Annotated in this window: 17 protein-coding genes; 3 read left to right on the top strand and 14 right to left on the bottom strand. The window is 48.0% G+C overall.

Annotated elements, in window-relative coordinates:
• Nucleotides 1-120: 120 nt before the first annotated feature.
• The 13 genes from MKY01_RS02380 to MKY01_RS02320 all read right to left on the bottom strand — a co-directional run bounded on the left by MKY01_RS02380 (nucleotide 121) and on the right by MKY01_RS02320 (nucleotide 13,143).
• Nucleotides 121-1,281: an ABC transporter permease gene (locus MKY01_RS02380; protein WP_100528169.1), complete on the bottom strand. Its 1,161-nt coding sequence runs from the start codon at nucleotides 1,279-1,281 to the stop codon at nucleotides 121-123.
• A gap of 353 nt (nucleotides 1,282-1,634) precedes the next feature.
• On the bottom strand, nucleotides 1,635-4,112 hold the full coding sequence (locus MKY01_RS02375; protein ID WP_339287069.1) for a heavy metal translocating P-type ATPase: 2,478 nt from the start codon (nucleotides 4,110-4,112) through the stop codon (nucleotides 1,635-1,637).
• Between the two features lie 226 nt (nucleotides 4,113-4,338).
• Nucleotides 4,339-4,539 carry a copper ion binding protein gene (locus MKY01_RS02370; protein ID WP_017691004.1) on the bottom strand — a complete coding sequence of 67 codons (201 nt, stop codon included), beginning with the start codon at nucleotides 4,537-4,539 and terminating at the stop codon, nucleotides 4,339-4,341.
• A 59-nt stretch (nucleotides 4,540-4,598) separates the two neighbouring features.
• A complete protein-coding gene (locus MKY01_RS02365; protein WP_339287067.1) occupies nucleotides 4,599-4,997 on the bottom strand; it encodes a metal-sensitive transcriptional regulator in 399 nt (132 codons plus the stop codon).
• 123 nt (nucleotides 4,998-5,120) lie between these two features.
• Entirely contained in the window at nucleotides 5,121-5,609 is a 489-nt protein-coding gene (locus MKY01_RS02360; RefSeq protein ID WP_339285215.1) for a GNAT family N-acetyltransferase, read from the bottom strand.
• Nucleotides 5,610-5,732: 123 nt separating this feature from the next.
• Nucleotides 5,733-5,921 carry a hypothetical protein gene (locus MKY01_RS02355; protein WP_244898276.1) on the bottom strand — a complete coding sequence of 63 codons (189 nt, stop codon included), beginning with the start codon at nucleotides 5,919-5,921 and terminating at the stop codon, nucleotides 5,733-5,735.
• Nucleotides 5,922-6,049: 128 nt separating this feature from the next.
• The gene (locus tag MKY01_RS02350; protein ID WP_127551666.1) at nucleotides 6,050-6,661 is read right to left on the bottom strand and encodes a hypothetical protein; all 612 of its coding nucleotides are present in this window, start codon (nucleotides 6,659-6,661) and stop codon (nucleotides 6,050-6,052) included.
• 207 nt (nucleotides 6,662-6,868) lie between these two features.
• Nucleotides 6,869-7,627, bottom strand: a complete 759-nt coding sequence (locus MKY01_RS02345) for a nucleoside phosphorylase (protein ID WP_339285213.1) — start codon at nucleotides 7,625-7,627, stop codon at nucleotides 6,869-6,871.
• A gap of 1 nt (nucleotide 7,628) precedes the next feature.
• Entirely contained in the window at nucleotides 7,629-8,300 is a 672-nt protein-coding gene (locus MKY01_RS02340; protein WP_339285211.1) for a sulfite oxidase-like oxidoreductase, read from the bottom strand.
• Between the two features lie 46 nt (nucleotides 8,301-8,346).
• Nucleotides 8,347-9,270, bottom strand: a complete 924-nt coding sequence (locus MKY01_RS02335; protein ID WP_017691011.1) for an ABC transporter permease — start codon at nucleotides 9,268-9,270, stop codon at nucleotides 8,347-8,349.
• Nucleotides 9,254-10,321, bottom strand: coding sequence for an ABC transporter permease (locus MKY01_RS02330; protein WP_036616697.1), 1,068 nt, complete (start codon nucleotides 10,319-10,321; stop codon nucleotides 9,254-9,256). Before MKY01_RS02330 ends, MKY01_RS02335 begins: the two co-directional genes overlap by 17 nt.
• The gene (locus MKY01_RS02325) at nucleotides 10,318-11,817 is read right to left on the bottom strand and encodes an ABC transporter ATP-binding protein (protein ID WP_127551676.1); all 1,500 of its coding nucleotides are present in this window, start codon (nucleotides 11,815-11,817) and stop codon (nucleotides 10,318-10,320) included. The genes MKY01_RS02330 and MKY01_RS02325 overlap by 4 nt, the downstream gene beginning before the upstream one ends.
• Nucleotides 11,818-12,111: 294 nt before the next feature.
• Nucleotides 12,112-13,143 (bottom strand): BMP family protein, encoded by a 1,032-nt coding sequence (locus MKY01_RS02320; protein WP_036616691.1) that lies wholly within the window; start codon nucleotides 13,141-13,143, stop codon nucleotides 12,112-12,114.
• Nucleotides 13,144-13,419: 276 nt separating this feature from the next.
• On the opposite strand from MKY01_RS02320, the gene MKY01_RS02315 reads away from it, so the two are divergent.
• The 3 genes from MKY01_RS02315 to MKY01_RS02305 all read left to right on the top strand — a co-directional run bounded on the left by MKY01_RS02315 (nucleotide 13,420) and on the right by MKY01_RS02305 (nucleotide 17,817).
• Entirely contained in the window at nucleotides 13,420-14,841 is a 1,422-nt protein-coding gene (locus tag MKY01_RS02315; protein ID WP_339285208.1) for a hypothetical protein, read from the top strand.
• A gap of 242 nt (nucleotides 14,842-15,083) precedes the next feature.
• The gene (locus MKY01_RS02310) at nucleotides 15,084-15,674 is read left to right on the top strand and encodes a DUF5317 domain-containing protein (protein ID WP_076216483.1); all 591 of its coding nucleotides are present in this window, start codon (nucleotides 15,084-15,086) and stop codon (nucleotides 15,672-15,674) included.
• A gap of 310 nt (nucleotides 15,675-15,984) precedes the next feature.
• A complete protein-coding gene (locus MKY01_RS02305; RefSeq protein ID WP_051449905.1) occupies nucleotides 15,985-17,817 on the top strand; it encodes a diguanylate cyclase in 1,833 nt (610 codons plus the stop codon).
• 132 nt (nucleotides 17,818-17,949) lie between these two features.
• Here the strand turns inward: MKY01_RS02305 and MKY01_RS02300 are convergent, their stop codons facing one another.
• Nucleotides 17,950-18,117, bottom strand: coding sequence for a hypothetical protein (locus tag MKY01_RS02300; protein WP_017691019.1), 168 nt, complete (start codon nucleotides 18,115-18,117; stop codon nucleotides 17,950-17,952).
• Between the last annotated feature and the right edge of the window lie 225 nt (nucleotides 18,118-18,342).

Raw genomic sequence — 18,342 nt, 5'->3', positions numbered from 1 at the left:
GCTCCAGCTCAAGGACTGCATCCAGCGAATCATTTGTCTATTATATTACACCAAGCACCCCGATGAAAATCATCGGGGTGCTTGTCCTATCCTATGATGCAATGGTATACATCTGCTGTATTAGTTGTTTGCTTGAGCAGGGCTTGGAGCCATAGCTGGCATGCGTTGTTTTTTCAACAACGTCACGACCAGTGACAACGCAACGGCAACCAACAGTACAATCACGATAGAGCCCGCAGCAGACTGAACTCCTGGGCCTCCCAACTGCACGCTCAGAATACCCTGAACGGCGTATGTTGCAGGCAGGTACTGCCCAATGCCGCTATAGAAGCTGTTCAGCAATTCACGCGGTACCATAGCACCGGAGGATACCAGTTGCAAGGACAGTGAGATGATGTTGAACAGACTTCCCGCAGGTCCGAAGCAGATCAGGAAGAACTGGGAGAAGAACATGAACGTGCACAGGAAGAGCGCCTGGAACAACCAGAATGCAACGAATCCTTGTGCAATCTGTCCTCCCAGTGCCACAATCAGTGAAGATCCCAGCAAGGAAACGACCAATGCAGAACCCACGTTAATGACTACTCTCGCGCCAAACAAAGTCAATCGGGAATAGGTAGATGACAACATACCCATGGCTGTCTGGAGATTCATCCCCATGATCATGGCACCTACATAGGAAGCCAGTACCATCATCATTGGCACCATCTGATTATTCATCCCGTTAACCGGGTTGATGGACGTTGTTGTTCCTTCCACTCGGGTAGCCAGGTTTGTAGCGGCTTCAGCAGCCTGATCGGCAGGCGCACCTGAAGCGGTTAACACCGTCTGTACTCCTTGTGCTGTAGCTTGTTTGTTAATCGTGTTTGTCACACTTTGTGATACACCTTGCATCATGCTTTTGATCGTAACCGGGTTCGCTTCATTAATGGTGTATTTAATCTCGGCGGTTGAGCCAGCCGTCTGAAGCAATTCGTTAAACCCAGCCGGGATATCCAGCACCATGTGTACTTGGTGATGATTCAGCTGATCCAACGCTTCAGCCGCACTTAGATTGGATACGGTATGGAAAGGCAGTGTTCCTGCGAGCGAATCTGCGATTCCTTTGGACATTTCTCCGTCCTCGTTCACAATCGCAACCGTCAATTCTTTCGCACGGTCATTTACTCCAGAATATGCGGTCATCCAGATCACGCTAAAGATCACTTGGAACATAAGTGCTGTTACGATCCCTACAATCACTGGCGGTTTTTTAAACAATGTACGTAAAGCCTGTAACATAAATGGTGTCCTCCATTACTCAAATAGTTCTAATTTGATTTAAACAGTTGTTTGAATCAAACGATCGTTTAAATTTTATGTGAATATGTCCATATTGTCAACTCATTTTTTGAAAAATTCAGAAAACGTAAGCTTTATTCATGAATACAATTGATCCATTTTCACAAAAGTGCATTATGCTTTCCTTTCTCCGTAGAAAAGAACATCTAATACCAACGATTCAGGCTTACTTTCTAGCGACTCAACTGTATTTTTCTCAACAAAAAACACGGTCCGCCGCAGCGAACCGCGTATTTATTCATCCTCACTTCATTGACAATGAGGCGTTGAATATATCTCCAAACAAAGGTCGGTCAGTCATTTCTCTTCAGCTTCATGCGTTGCAGACGTAGCGAATTCAGGACAACCGACACGGAGCTGAACGCCATCGCTGCCCCTGCCAGCCATGGAGCCAAGAAGCCAACTGCCGCAATAGGAATACCAATAACGTTGTATCCGAGTGCCCAGAACAAGTTTTGTTTGATGTTCCCCATCGTGCGCCGGCTCATCTCAATGGCATCTGCAATACTGTTCAGATCACCACGCATCAACGTAATATCCGCCGCTTCCATCGCTACATCCGTTCCTGTTCCGATCGCCATCCCAATATCCGCTGTAGCGAGTGCCGGAGCATCATTAATGCCGTCACCTACCATCGCGACTTTCAGACCACTCTCCTGAAGTTTCTTCACTTCCGCAGCTTTACCCTCCGGCAGAACCTCAGCCAGAACTTTACCGATGCCTGCCTGTTCTGCTACAGCGCGAGCTGTCCGCTCATTGTCTCCCGTGATCATGATGACATCGATCCCCATCGCCTGAAGACGACCGATGGCTTCACGAGAGGTATCCTTGATGGTGTCAGCCACAGCCACGATCCCTGCCCACTGACCATCTACCGCTACCAGCATCGCTGTACGCCCTTGTTCCTCCAGACGGTTCATCTGCTGAACGGTGTCCTCAGAGACACTCACCTGTGCATCTGCAAGCAAACGCCGCGTGCCGACCAGGATCTCTTGCCCTTTTACTGAAGCTCGCACGCCGTATCCCGGTATGTTCTCGAACTTCTCTGTTGGGGTTAACTCCAGACTCTTGGCACGGATACCAGCAACAATCGCCTCTGCCAGTGGATGCTCTGAACTCTGTTCGGCCGCTCCCACTCGCTCAAGCAGATCAGATTCCGTCCAATTCGGAGCCGTGACAACATCGGTAAGGACCGGTTTACCTTGGGTTACTGTACCTGTTTTGTCGAGCACTACGGTCTGAATCTGTTGTGCCGATTCCAGATGTTCGCCGCCCTTGAACAGAATGCCATATTCAGCAGCACGTCCTGATCCAGCCATGACGGAGGTCGGCGTTGCCAGCCCCAATGCACATGGACAGGCAATGACAAGCACGGCAATCGCTTTTTCAAGGGAACCAGCGAAGTCACCTGGACTTGCAAACAGATACCAGATCAGGAATGTCAGCGCGGCTATGCCAACAACAATTGGAACAAATATGCCTGAAATGACATCTGCAATCCGCTGGATCGGTGCTTTGGAGCCCTGAGCTTGCTCGACTACTTTAATAATCTGGGACAAAGCCGTATCCGATCCCACTCGGGTCGCACGCAGTCGTAATACCCCGTTTTTGTTCAGCGTAGCACCTGTAACGGGATCTCCTGGCTTTTTATCCACGGGAAGGCTCTCTCCACTAAGCATGGATTCATCTACTGAGGATTGCCCTTCTTCAACGATACCATCCACCGGGATGCTATCACCCGGCTTCACCAGAACCAAGTCACCCACCGCAACATATGCGGCAGGAACCATCACTTCCTGTCCATCACGGATGACACGGGCTTCACGTGGAGCCAGTTCAATCAGGCTTTTGATCGCCTGTGAAGAGCGACCTTTCGCCACAGCTTCGAACCATTTTCCCAGTAGAATTAACGTAATCAGAATTGCACTTGTCTCATAATAGAGTTCTACCGAAGGCATGGCGGCTGTGCTCGTTCCCATTGCACCATGATCCATGGTTGTAGAAGGTAAGTACCCACTGGATAACGTCAGATAGAGACTGTAGAAAAACGCTGCACTGGTACCCAATGCGACGAGAACGTCCATATTTGCACTGCGGTTACGTAAGGCTTTGTACGCCCCCACATAGAATTGCCATCCAATCACGAACTGTACCGGCGTTGCCAGCAGTAGCTGGAACCAAGGGTTCATGAATAGTTCGGGGACATAGATTCCGGATGTGAACGAGAAATGCCCGACCATTGCCCACAGCAAAGGAATCGATAACAACGCAGATATCATCCATTTCCACTTTTTGCGTTGCAGCTCACGTTCACGAACCGATGTGGTCTCTTCTTGTGTCAATTGCAGTTCAGCACCGTATCCCATCTGCTTGATCTTGGCGGTAATATCCGAAGGTTTCAATGCACCAGCAGCATATTCGATATGCCCTGTTTCCAGCGCCAGATTCACATTCGCCTGAGATACCCCCGGTAGTCGGGAAAGACCTTTTTCAATCCGGGCAGAACAAGCAGCACACGTCATACCTGTGATGTTCAGATCAACCGATTCGGACAACGTACCGTAGCCCAATGCTTCCACCTTATCTCGCAACGCATTCACGTTGGTTGTCTTTGGATCATAAGAAACGGTTGCCTGTTCGATGGCCAGATTCACATTGGCCTGCTGAACCCCTTCCATGCGGGACAATCCCTTCTCCACTCGTGTCGAACATGCAGCACAGGTCATCCCCGTGATGTGCAGTGTTGTCTTTAGTCCTGGTGCGTCTGCCATAGGTGGCATTGGTGTGGGTTCGGACGATCTATCCATTGGTTTATTCGTTGAGTTATCCATCATGTCAGCTCCTTTCATGTCAATTCAATTTATTGTATGTTGTATCCTTTATACCCCCAAGGGGTATATATCAGACAGAAAATTAGGCTTAAACCTGACTCTTGGGAAAAGGTACTCTGACCTCTTTTTCGCCCATGAGCATGTTCGGTTTAAGCCTGTGATCCCTTTAGACTACATCGTACCCCTGATCTTCAATCGCAGCTTTGATCTGATCCACGTTCACCGTCTGCTCATCATATTCCACCGCTACTGTTCCCGCTGCCAGATCAACCTTACCACTCGCACCGGTATTCTTCACAGCTTCTTCAACTGATTTCACACAGTGATTGCAAGACATTCCCGTAACGTTCAACGTAACATTAGACATTGTAAATCCCTCCTTGGGGTATATTAAAATGATAACTTTATTTGGTAAATAAATCCATATTACTTCATTAACTTCCGCATCGTAACCAGCAGTTCGTCCACAACCTCATGTTCACCAGCCTGAATACGCTCAACGATACAGCTCTTCATATGGCCTTCAAGCAAAAGTTTACCTACTGAATTAAGAGCAGACTGAGCCGCCGCAATCTGCGTCAGCACATCATCACAGTACGTATCCTTCTCGATCAATCCCTTGATCCCGCGAATCTGACCTTCCACACGGTTCAAACGAGAAACCAGGTTACTCTTCATCTCCTGCGAATGGTGACTCTTGCGCGCATGCTTCCCATCACCGCCCTCGGCATGACAAGATACTGCTTCTTGGACTGTAGCCAAAGCTTCCGTTGAATCTGACTTGGAGGATTGCAAAGGTTCCTCGGGATGGCTCTGATGATCCATCATGAACACCCCTTTTCTTTCGTTCTTTTCTAAGAGTAACATACCCCATGGGGGTATTCAAGGGTATTCTGATATTTTGTTAAAAATGGATGAATCCTTCCTAATTAAATAGGGCGATTCATCTTACAAGGTATACTCCATCCTGCTGCTGCGGACAACAAGACCCATCTGTTCATAGAAAGCCTGTGCCCCAGAGTTAAACGTTGACACGGACAATTCCACGCTATCTGCCTGAAGCTCTCTCCCTAGCTCGATGAATGCTTGTAGTAACTGTTTACCTGTTCCTTGGCCCCGATGTTTGTTATCCACTACAAGTTCATGGATGTACAACATCTTGCGATCCACCATCAATGGGTTATCCTGAATTACACTTACCTGCGCGCTCCCGTAACCCAGAATCAAGCCCGTTTCGGAAGACTCGGCAACATATAGGTAACGCTTGTCCGTTTCCAGCAGTTCGATGAACTCCTTTTTCTCCATTCTGGTCTCCAACGCTCTGTATAGATCCGGCCGCGCCTCGACATGCATCTGGTGCAGCTCATCCATCAACAATGACACGCCAGAGTAGTCCCTCATTTCTGCCTTTCGGATGTTAATCGTACCTGTACTCATCCCAATCACTCTTTCGTCTACTGAATTTTACATTATTATACAACCAAAAAGCAGATACCATAAGGGTACCTGCTTCGCTAAATTTATTTTCATTCCACAAAGCGAATGTGATGCTCATGTTGTTTATTTTTTCGAAGAAGCATTTCCTTCATTAAAAGCAACAGGTGATGGCTTCGCCGCCCATTCGTCCGCCTGCGGCTCAATGTCTACTCCGCTCAAAATCTTCTTTTTCTCCATCAAGGAATCCCCGTCTTCATCCAGCTTGTTGCGAATTTCCGCCTCGTCCTGAGGTTGATTGTTCTGTGTCATCATAGAGTCCTCCCTTTTTTCGTATTCATGTTGATGTTCCTTTATATAACGTGCCCACTTTCTGCATTATCATTCTCTTCGAGGATCAGGCCTTCCCCAAGTTAAGCTAAATCTATCTCTAAACCCTTTCGTTAATCGAAATCAACCTGTTTATCCAAAATGATTTCCTCTACTTTGTATTCCATCTCTGGTATTGAGGGAATCAAGGAGAATCGAACGTTTTCCAGAGAAGAAGGAAGAGCAGGAATCACTCGGAAACTAATTTGCGTCTCCCCACCTCCTCCACGACTGCCATGTCTCATGGTGATATGTCTCTGTTCGCTGAATATTTCCAGAGCCAAATGTGGAACCATTTGTATACGCTCAGCTTCATTCCCCTTATATTGAATCTCCACATAAACGAGGCTTTCGCCTTCATATTGCATCGAATGTGTGATCATATACTCACACGAATCTTTGATCATTTTCTTCATAATCGGCACCACACTCGTCAATTGAAGAGGTTCACTTGGAAAGTAGTGTCTTTGCGGCATCGGTTGCACGCTACGGAGAACATATCGGATATCTTCCTCCTTCATATCCAGCAAGTTCACCCATTCATCGATGGTATTTTGAGGGGGTTGGTATTGGACTGCTCCGGTTATGCCCTTTCTGGCTGCAACCAGTTTCAAAAGTTGCTCATCAATCCGCTGTACCTCATCGCTGTATTCATTAGGAATTTCACGTAATTCACTCCAGCCCATATTTAATCACTCTCCTAATTTAATGACATGCCATGCAAATATAATTCGCCACTGTACCTGCATCCCCCTCTTAAAAAGGAAAGGACGCCCCTTGGGTCATATTCATGACCTTACGGGACGCCCTTTTTATATTGTCCACCTCAAATGGACATCATCTACTGTTTTGCTTGTAACAATGAGCAAAAATGTATACTTGCCTTAACCAACCTACGCCTGATCTTGGCGAGCAAGCGCGGCTAGTGCGCGTAGCGCTGCATTAATCTCGCGCTCCACCGCTTTTCCAACCGCATCCGTATGCGGATCATACTCGGCTGCCAGGTCACTGTCCGCGAATCCATCGATCGCGACAATGGCTCCGGCGCGAGCGCCACGCAAGGTGCTGACGATGTAGAGCGCCGCAATTTCCATCTCAGCCGCAAGTGCTCCAGCCTGCTTGTACTTGCGGTGTGGAATCTCTTCCACGCCTGCAAAGAACGCATCCAGCGTTACGGTGATACCAACGCCCACTTTGCCTGCAAATGTTGCAGCATCCGCGCTTTCTTGCTCGCGAGCAGCTTCGATCAACGCTTGTGTCACCCCAATGTCCGCTACCGCTGGAAAACCATCCGGCACCAGTTGGCGAGTCAACCCCTCCGTACGAACAGCGGCTGTACTCACAATCACACTGCCTGCCGGATAATCAGCTGTATACGATCCCGCTGTACCTACACGAATCAGAGTTGTTACACCCGCGCGAATCAATTCCTCGAAACAGACAGCTGCTCCAGGTGAACCTACACCATGGCTGACCACAGCGATCTGTACCCCTTCATACAATCCAACAAATGTACGATACTCCCGACTGAACGCCAGTTCTCTCGCCTGCTCCAGTTTACGGGAAATCTTCTCCGCACGTGCCGGATCACCACAGACGATGGCATATGCCGGCATGTCTTCCGAATGAATCTGCAAAATAGGCATCAACATATCAATCAAACTCCTTCTTCGTCCACTCGTCTTCCGGAATCGGCAGATCTTCACCCGAGAAGCGTTGTTCCTTGAACGGATCAGCAAAATGGTGGAAACCATTCACTTCCCAGAATCCGTTCCGGTCTTCTGTCATAAACTCCAGACCACGTATCCACTTGGCACTCTTCCAGAAGTAAAGTTGTGGCACAACCATACGCAGCGGAAAACCATGCTTGGGTGTTAGTGGCTCACCGTTATATTTGAATGCAAGCAGTACATCATCATGCATCAACTCTTCGAGCGGTACATTTGTCTCATAATCATGATCTGCATGGATCATGACGTATTTTGCCTCTGGCTTAACCCCCAGAAGTTTCACAAAATCGGAAAAACGTATACCTTCCCACGGCGTATCGAATTTCGACCAACGGGTAACACAGTGAATGTCACTCACCGTGTTCACCTGTGGCATCGCCTGCAACTCAGCTAAGGAGAACACCTTCTCCTCTTCTACTTCACCGAATACCTTCAAGTCCCAGGTGGTCAGGTCATATTCCGGCACTTCCCCTTCATGCAGAATCGGGAATTTCTCCGTCAGCATCTGTCCTGGCGGCAGCCGATCTCCGTGATCGTTACCTGTTTTGGGTGCCGGGGTTTTACTTTTTTTCAAACGTTCAGCCTTGTTATGCAAGTGGAATTCCTCCTTCTTTTACTGTCTCTAACATAGACATTCAGAATTAACGCGAGCTTCCGCCCGCTTTCAGTGCATCCTGTGCATAGGTACGGTCTTTGAAAAAGAACATCGCGACCAGCGTTACAATATACGGCAGCATCAACGTGAAATGCGTTGGCAGGGAGAATCCTTGCAGACGAATACTCAATGCTTCCATGAAGCCAAACAGCACACTGGAGCCCATGACGCCAAGCGGATTCGCTTGTCCTAACATCGTTGCCACCAGCGCGATAAAACCACGACCAGCAGTCATGCCTTCGGTAAACATCGTCACCTGACCGAGCGACAACTGTGCTCCAGCCAGAGCACACAACACACCGCACATCAGAACGGCACCATACTGGATGCCACGTACCTTGATCCCGATGCTCTGTGCTGCAATCGGGTTCTCACCGACGGAGCGCAGGCGGAAGCCGGATACACTTTTGAACAGGTAAAATTGTAGTGCAATCACGAGCACAATACCGAGGTAAACCAGCGGACTATGTCCCGATATTACATCGCCCACCCACGGGATGTCCTTAATCAGCGGAATATCCCACTTGGGAAGTCCCACCATGTCTTTGTCGTAGTATGCACCTTTTACATCAAAAATCGCACGCAGTGCAAAGGTCGTCACCCCCGCAGCCAGGAAGTTAAGCGAGATCCCGACCACGATGGCGTTGGCCTTCAGATTAATGCTTATAAAGGCAAAGAGCGCCGAGAATAACATCACAATTATAATGGAAAAGAGTACCGCCAGCAGCACATTGCCAAACAGATAATTACCGACAATAGCGGAGAACGCACCTATCAGCACCAGTCCTTCGAGACCGACGTTAAACAGACCGACACGAGAACATAAAGCCCCACCGAGCGCTGCAAGCAGGATTGGAGTCATAATCCGCAAGGTTGAGCCAAACATGGCTGCATCAAACAGTTGTTGCATTGGACTTTTTCTCCTTTCTCCGCTTCAGGAATGAATAACCGATCTGAGCTGATACAAATAACGTCAATACAGCTTGGATGACACTGCCAACTTCCAGCGGTACATCCGTGTTCCGTTCCATCCCCATGGCACCCGTCTGTAGCGCAGCCAGCAAAATAGCTGCTACAGCTGTACCGAGTGGATGCGAGCGGGCAAGCAACGTGGCCATAATGCCGCTCCATGCGTAACTTGCCGATGACAATGAGCCATCAAGGAAACGGTACTGTGTACCGAGCACTTCCCCCGCACCCGCGAGTCCAGCAAGTCCACCACTGATGACCATGGACAGCATCATCATGCGAATGCGGCGAACACCACCGTAGGTTGCAAAGGACGGGTTGCTGCCGAGCATGCGGATCTCGTAACCGGTCACCGTTTTATGCGTGAACCAGTAGATCAGAATGGCCGCTACAATGGCAATAATGAAGCCTGCATGCAGCCCCATGCCCTGGAACAACTTCGGCAACCAGATACTCTGGTCAATCATGGGTGTCTGAGCCATTGCTGCAGATCCTGTGCGGTCCTTAAATGGATAGGAGACCATGTAGCCCCCGAAATAAATGGCAATATAGTTAAGTAGTAAGGTTGTGATCAACAAGTTCATCCCGAAGCGTGCATCCAGCCAGCCTGCAAACAGGGACCAGATTCCCCCGGCAATAATACCTGCCACAATCGCAGCAATACACACAAACCAGCCTGGTCCTGGCAGATAGAGCGCCGTGAGCGCGGCACTAAGCCCGCCAAGAATCATCTGGCCTTCGGCTCCCATATTGAAGAATCCGGCACGGAATGCCAATGCTACGCCAAGTCCCGCCAAGATGATTGGTGTGGAACGAGCCAACGTATTGGTGAAGAAGTAGAAGTTGCCGAAGGCCCCTTTCCACATCTCCGCATACGTATCCACCACATTACCGCCAACGATCAGAATCGCCACAGCCCCTGCAATCAGACCGATGAATACGGCAAGCAGCGGCTGTACGAGTCCGCGAAGTGTTTCTTTTACCCGATTCATATCCGCTCTTTCCCTCCTGCCATTAACAAACTGATCTGTTCCTCAGTCGCTTCTTCTGCTCTCAGTTCTCCGGCAATTTCGCCTTCATACATGACAATAATCCGATCAGATAATTGCAAAATCTCCGACAACTCGGATGAAATGAGCAGAATACCCGCGCCCTCACTGCGTTTACGCAGCAATTCGGCATGTATCGTCTCCATCGCTCCGATATCCACACCACGTGTTGGTTCGGCTGCAATCAGAAACGGTGTATCCTGTGCAAATTCACGGGCAGCAATCAACTTCTGCAAGTTTCCTCCGGACAGAAACTGTGCCTTGGTTTCCGCAGAACCCGTCTTGATGCTGAACTGTTGGATCCAACTCTCTACCATTGTTCTTGCTGCTTTGGCTTTGATAATACCGCGTGACTGCAAGCGATGATGGTGTCCCATCAGCCCGTTCTCGCGAACACTCGCATCCTTGGCCGCTCCCCACATATAACGATCTTCCGGGATATGAGCAAGTCCATGCTCCCGAATGCGCCGTACCGGCCAGTTGGTTGTATCCTGCCCGGAGAGTACAACGCGACCACTATCCGCCTTACGCAGTCCAGCAATGACCTGAATCAGTTCCGACTGGCCGTTACCTGAGATGCCTGCTATGCCCACGACCTCACCTTTACGAACTTCCATATGGATGTCCTTGAGCGCCGAACGATCCTTCGCTCCGGACAGATTAACCCCTTCCACCTGAAGCACCGCTTCTGCTGGTACCGATGGCTGCTTGTCCATACGCACAAGTTCACGACCAACCATCAGACGGGATAACTCCTCCACATGTGTATCCTTGGCTTCCAACGTACCTGTCACCTGACCATCCCGAAGCACCGTGATTCGGTCGGCTACATCCATGACTTCTTGCAGCTTGTGCGTGATCAGTACAAAGGTTTTGCCCAGCTTGGCGAGAGATTTCATGTTCGCCAGCAGTTCCTTCACTTCAAGCGGTGTTAGTACCGCCGAAGGTTCGTCCAATATAATGATGTCTGCGCCCTGATGTAGCACCTTAAGAATTTCAACTCGCTGCTGCATGCCAAGTGGGCACTCGGACACTTTTTTCCACGGGTCAACCGGCATGCCATATTGTCTGCCAAGCTCGTTCACCTGAGCCGCTGCTTTTTTGCGATCAAATGCGCCTGCCTTAGCCGGTTCGCGTCCAATCACGATGTTCTCCGCCACCGTAAAGGAAGGGAACAGCATGAAATGCTGATGCACCATACCGATGCCACTTGCCATCGCCTGGGACGGCGTGGCAAAGCTCACCTCACGTCCACGGACTTTGATTGTGCCTGACGTGGGCTGTTCCATACCATACAGCATACGCATCAGGGTTGTTTTACCGGCCCCGTTCTCACCGACAAGGGCATGAATCTCTCCCTCACGCAAATTAAAACGGATGTCACGATTAGCGGTGAAGCCGCCGTATTTCTTCGTAATCTGCTCCATCTCCAACAGCATATCTTGCGTTCGCTCCCCTCAGTTCAACTTAAAAAGGTTACACTCGCCACTACGATGACAGAACAACCTTCCGATCGCCGTTATCCCCAGATTTTTTTGATTCCCTTTTGACACGGGAAAATCCGGGGATAAATGCGAGCGCGTTGCTTCTTCAGGTCATTTCTGTCCTCTTCGTTATCGTGTAAACGATAAGTTGAACATATACTGGTCATTTAATAGCAGCAAAACCGGCTGCCTGATCGGGCAGCCGGCTGATCATTTCCATCACTCATTCATCGAAAAGAACATTTAAAACTATTGTTGCAATGGATCTTTGACTACGATTTTGCCGGATACGATATCATCCTTGATTGCTTTAACCTTGTCGATCACTTCTTGTCCGACAAAAGCATTCAATGGAGATTCGCTGTCACGTGTAACGTACGTCAGGCCTACACCGTCTTCTTTCAAACCGTAGTTAACTGCGCCTGCTTTGAAGTTGCCTTCTACAAAATCTTTCACAGTCTCATAAGCAACCGTATCGGTTGACTTCAATTGAGACAATACGATATGTTCCGGGTCTTCAACAGTACGGTCCGTATCCTGACCGGAAGTGTAGAAGCCTTTTTCTTTGGCTGCTTCGAACACGCCGAGATCCCCTACAGCGGATGCCCCAGCGATGAAGTCAGCGCCTTTGCCGAATTGTACCAGCGCCAATTCTTTTGCTTTGGCCGGGTCATTAAATCCACCTACATAGTTCACGAGGAATTCTGCACCCGGATTCACGGATTCCAATCCAGCTTTGAAACCTTCCGTATATTTCTTAATCAATGGTACATCCATTGCTGCGATCATGCCGACTTTGTCTGTTTTGGTGGACAATCCAGCAGCTGCGCCGAGCAGGTACGCCCCTTCATATTCACGGAAACCAACGCTACGAACGTTAGGAAGATCAACGGTTGTATCTACAATCGCAAAGGACTTGTCCGGATTCTCTGCTGCAACTTTCTTCAATGCATCTTCTGCCTGGAAAGTTGCTGTAATAATCAGATCATAATTCTCGGCAACCGCAGCACGCAGATTTTGTTCAAATGCTGCCGGGTCTGTCGATTCAATCGTCTTGGTATCTACTTTGAATTCTTCGCCTGCTTTTTTGAAACCTTCATCCATCTGTACAAAGAAAGGGTTAACCCCTATTTTTTCGGGAAGTACGAGGGCCATCCGAAGAGATTTCTCCGAATCACTGCCTTGGGCGGATTGTTCGTCTTTGGAAGCCGAATTCCCACAAGCTGCCAACAAAATAGCCAACATGATGATCGATAAGACGAACGATAAACCTCTTTTCATTTTGAAAATACCCCTTTTCAGCATTCTTTTTTCTTATCCTAGCGGATACTGTCGATCCTTGTCAATAAATCTTTGAGCGTATACACTCAAATAGAATATAATTGACAATTCGCTTTCTACCAAGCTTTGGAAACCGTTCTGTATCAAGCTTTTTTTCGTTGACATCCAGCGCGTCTCCGTGCTAAAGTCAATCCAATTATTCTATTCTTATAGGAATTGTCAGAATTATAACCCAAAGCTAATTATTTTCCAACCCATTTTAAGGAGGCTATTCATTTGAAAAAAATCACCCAGATCACGTTGGCGACCCTACTCGCCGCTCCGGTAACACTCGGCAGCCTTAGCTTGCCCGCTTCCGCTTCTGCAGCATCTGCAACTCCGGCTAAACCCGCCACCTCACAAAGTGTCAAAGGACCGGTAGCTCAGGCGCCAGTTGCCTATACGGAAAGCGCAGCGGATTTTGCTCAATTCTTGCAAGCGAAATACAACATTCAATTGCCGCAACAGATTACCAAAGGTGATTTCATTCAAGCCATTGTAGCCATCACGGAAGCAACTCAAGCAAGTGACAGTGAAGCCAAAGCTCCTGTCTTTACCGATCTGTCTTCTGGTGATTCTTCATATGATGCTGCCGTATCCTTATACAATAATGGGGTTCTTACGGGTACAGAAGTACGTGCTAAGGATCAACTGAGCACTTATGCAGCGGTCTTCATCGCGGTGAAAGCAGCCGGATTCAAGGAACTGGCTTATACTTATCCTGCAGAGAAAACAGCCAAAGCGCTTGCCAAAGCTGGCATTAGCCCAAACCGTGTTCAGGGACAAGCCGCACAGGAGCTGGCTGCTGCGATCGATACAGGCCTGATTCCTGAAAGCCTATACCCCGCTCTCCTTAAGGGTGGCGTAGCAAGTAAAGATTTCGCTAATACTTTGCTTGGACGTGTACTGGTCAGTCAAGGGAAATACAAACATGAGATTGGGCGTTCCGGCGATGCGGACATCTATTCCAAATTGTATGCTGCATATCGCACAGCGGATCTGATCGAATCACCTGAGCTGAGAAAGATTGTGGATCAGGCGCTGCGAGATGATCTCGTAACAGGTTACAATCTGAAGGATAGCCGCTTTGATTCCAACTTTATCGATGAACTGACACTTACCTACGGCCACGATAATATTCAACATGCTGTACAGTTGGTTGGTTTGCTGCGTAGCGAAGGTATTGATGCTGATGTGCAATTCCAGCCGAAGACATCTGCCTTCATTTATTTGAAGGAATGGGGCGAGCCGAAGGAAACGCCAGACTATAAAGTGACACAGATCGAGAACGGTAACTATATTGCTTCTGCGAAGGAATATGATATTCAGTTCGAGTTCAACAATGTGGCAGACAAAGTTCGCTTCAACGACATTGTGCTGAAATATGCCAAAAAGAATAGTGACAGTACATCTCCACTGATTCTCAGCTCCTGGTGGCAACCGCTGTATTATTCACCAACCGCATTGGCGAACTACCCTGTCATTTCCAATAATAAGATCGCGCTTGGCAATTACTATGCTCAGTCCTTCTCTCTGAAAGAAAATGCCAAATCCATTCGGGAAGGTTTCCTGAAACTGGCACCTGATGCGGACATTACGACGTATGACTTCTGGGTGGACCAGCCTTTCTTCAACTATCTGAACGGTGGATCTGAATAAAATAAATTCCGTCTTCAACCGAATTAAAGCTCGTATTTTGGCACCATAAGCAGCCGTCCTTACCGAATTTTACAGGGGTTTCGACCCCTAGATTCGTAAAGGCGGTTTTTTGTTCAGCATTTTGCAAATTTCTTCTACAAAATCATTTTTCTCATGCAGGAATTACCAATATAAGGTCGAATCCTTTATGTACACAAACACGCAATCATATTGCATATCTCCGCACGAACAGGAGTTACTCCATGGTATATGACGGTATTCTACTAGGCTTGATCGTTGGATTTTTTCGGGGCGGGTTGCGGCATGGGCTCAACCAGTTTGCAGCACTCAAGCTGCGAAGTGGCTGGATTTTCCCTGTATTGCTGCTAATCCAGTTCTTTATTTTCTATCTCCAGGAACGATTTGAATGGGTGGCATCCATTAATGGATATCTCTTTGCTGCCGTCTACATTACAGGGCTCGCTTTCCTGTGGCTCAACAGACACCATACCGGTTTCATGCTCATCTGGATTGGGGTATTTCTCAATTTTGCCGTTATGGCTGTAAACGGTGGGCGCATGCCTGTTTCTGTGGAAGCCTCCGCTGTACTGGGACCCTACTATGTGGACATGCTCCGGGAAGGCGGCGCCGTATCAAAGCATTTTATGATGGATGCATCTACAAATCTGCCTTTTCTCGGTGATATCATCCCACTCTCCAGCCCTTACCCACGGACTCAGGTGATCAGCATCGGTGATGTGGTCATGAACGTTGGCATATTCCTTTTTATCCAGTACATGATGGTGAATCGGGACAAAAAGGCTGTGCAACCTGCTAAAACTCATCAGGCTTGAAGAAAACAGGTAGACTCCAAGGAAGGGAGGTCTTCTCCATGAAAAAATTTGAAGGTGTGAAATATTCCCGCATTGTCATCAACGCAATCATCGTGGCTTCTGTCGTTGTAGCGTTAACTTCGGGATACAAGCTGGGCGGCTAGTATCCATACCACCCAACAAGACAAACAGGCTGCCAGCGGCCTGTTTTTTCTGTCTGGATTTTTGGCAGGCAACTTGGTATGTTATACATCTATATAGTATATCCCTATAGAAGAACACCAACTATATACACATCAAGATTAGACTAAACTCAAGCAGGAGATTTTTTATGAACTTTATTCGTAACCTTATCCATAAGGCAGATCGAAGCAGTATGTATGTTATTTTGCTTAGTTGTACCGGGATCGGTGTTTTTCTATACATGAACAAGTGGTCTTACCTTCATCTAACCACGGCGGATTGGGTTATGGTCTACACCATGCTGGGTGCGGCGTTAATTCTGGATTATTTCACGTTCCAGATTCCACCCAAAGGCAATCAGCAATCCATGGATTCATCGGTATACCTTGCCTGTATATTCATGTTTGGCGGAGCTTTCAGTTTATCCGTACTGCTTCCTGTCTCCATCATCCTGTTAATCAAAGAGCGCAAGCTAACCTGGTGGAAACACATTGTTAATTTCAGCATCTACAGTCTCATGATTACGGGAGCAGCTGCCGTGTTTGAGTGGACTGGCGGGCAATCGGGAACTCTGGACGGCTATAACCTGATTCCTTATTTTGCAGCGCTCGCAGCCTACTTCATCATCAACACGATCACACTTGGCTTATTCTTTCATTTCTCAACAAAGGATGCATTACAGCAGATGAAGCGGGCATTCGTTACCGAATCCCTGCTGGTTTATCTGTGTACGCTGATTCTGGCGCTGGTCCTGACAATTCTGGTTGTGCACAATGGCGTACTTGGCCTGTTGTTGTATCTGAGTCTTAGCATTCTGCTCTCCCATGCATTCAGGCAGTTGTTCGTGATGTATCAGACGATTGAGGAAAAGGCCAACACGGATCAACGTACGGGTCTGTTCAACCATAGCTATTTCGAAAGCATGTTAGAAAGCGAACTGACTAACGCCCGAACGCAGGGCACACCGCTATGTCTGGGGCTTATTGATATTGATGATTTCAAAAAGTATAACGATCGGTTTGGCCACCTTCAAGGTGACAGTCTGCTAGCCCTGCTGGGGGATTTTTTAATGCGAAAGACGGAAGGCACACCTGTTACCGCCTTTCGTTATGGAGGAGAAGAGTTCACTTTGCTCATGCCAGGCATGGAGTTGGACGAATCCTACAGGTTCATGAACAAGCTACGTAAACAACTGAACGACACGCCGTTTGAAGGCGTTGAAGTGTTTCCACACGGTTGTCTCTCCTTCTCTGCTGGCGTCGCACCCTATCAGGTGGATATGTATAACAAATCCCAGCTTGTGGATCAGGCGGATAAAGCACTATATTATGCGAAGAAACAGGGCAAGAACAACGTGCACCGCCACGGCAGCAATGATGGCATGGAACACGAGATTGATCTGGTACAGGACGTTCGTGACATCGAACAGCAGCTCAATCTGTTCAGGTACAAAGATATGGATACGTTTAAACATTCCAAACGGGTCTACAAATATGCACTGGATATCAGTGAATTGCTCGCACTGGACAATGCGGAAAAACGTCGCTTCGTGCTGGGAGCACTGATTCATGACATCGGAAAACTGGAGATTCCTTGGTCTATTCTGAACAAAAAGGACAAGCTCACCGCAGAAGAATGGGAAACGATCAAAGGACATGTCACCTGGGGCAAAAAAATGGTGATCACGAACGATCGCTTCGCCGATCTGATTCCGTATATTGAACTTCACCACGAGCGCTATGATGGCAAAGGCTATCCTTACGGCCTGAAGGGTAACGAGATTCCCCGGCTCTGCCGGATGCTGACCGTGATTGACTCCTTTGATGCCATGACGACAGAGCGGCCGTATCAGGAAACCAAGAACGTGGAAGAAGCCATTCGGGAGCTACGCTCATGTTCGGGTTCACAGTTTGATCCGGAGCTTGCCGAGTTGTTCATTCAATATATTGAGAAAAGAACCGCTCAGCAACAGTTGCAGTAAAATAAACAGAACTTCTTCTATAAGCCCAGAAAAAGTAAAAGCGCTATCCCCGGTCTGATCGGAGATAGCGCCATTTTCATTTTCATGGAATGAATCGTACACCAGACACTTCATTCTCGTGCAGATTCTACATTAAGATTTGGTATTCAGCTCATGTGAGGTCTGATGCAGCTCTTTAATCATCTGCTGCAAAAACATGTTGTCTTGGCGACTGATACCGTGCTGATTGTCTTGAACAAGCATCTGATGAATGTTCTTTTTGAGCAATTCACTGCGACGTTCCAATACTTCTTGACTCATGTTGTTGCTTCACTCCTTAACATGTTTTGTAATGAATTCACGTTCTATATTAAGTATAGAGGACCTTCTCCGATAGGGAAAACGGACTCAGCCTTCCTCAGCTGGTCACACCAACCCTCACCTAGCGTGACAACATTTCACCCCTTGTCGTTCTTAGATATCCTTCTAAATACTCCCTGATCCTCCCCAGCTTTCTCCAAAGACACAGACTAGGGTCTTGGACAA

The organism is Paenibacillus sp. FSL R5-0486 (assembly GCF_037975155.1).
Taxonomy (GTDB): domain Bacteria; phylum Bacillota; class Bacilli; order Paenibacillales; family Paenibacillaceae; genus Paenibacillus; species Paenibacillus amylolyticus.
Note: the sequence above shows the minus strand (reverse complement) of the source record. Positions and strands in the feature narration are given on the sequence as shown.